This is a genomic window from Brumimicrobium salinarum (genome assembly GCF_002844555.1).
Lineage (GTDB): Bacteria > Bacteroidota > Bacteroidia > Flavobacteriales_D > Crocinitomicaceae > Brumimicrobium > Brumimicrobium salinarum.
The window spans coordinates 1-319 of the sequence record NZ_PJNI01000057.1 but is presented as its reverse complement, the minus strand read 5'-3'; the positions used below and the strand labels follow the sequence as shown (position 1 = coordinate 319).

The 319-nt window shown below is 44.8% G+C and carries 1 protein-coding gene; it reads right to left on the bottom strand.

Annotated features, from left to right (window positions below; genetic code table 11):
• A partial coding sequence (locus CW751_RS15510) for a hypothetical protein (protein WP_165779340.1) occupies nucleotides 1–319 on the bottom strand: 319 nt, incomplete at both ends.

Sequence of the window (319 nt, the reverse complement as noted above, 5' to 3'; positions counted from 1 at the left end):
ATTATAATCTGCATATGCTGGTTGTTCTGTGATATCACAAGTGGCTGTTAAAGCACCTGGACAAGTTAATCCTGTAATAGAAGGCGTAACTGTGATGGTCATTTGGTCAGAATTTGTACATCCTGCCAAGTTCGCTGTAACCGTGTAAGTTGTTGTTCCTACTGGAGGGGTAAATGCTGTTCCATCGGTTACTCCATTGTCCCAAGTAACTGTTGCTCCATCTGGGTTAATGGCATTAAGCGTTGTTGTCGCTCCTTCACATAGTACCTGATCGGCTCCCGCATCGATTGCTGGTGGATTTGGATCTGTAAGGGTCATC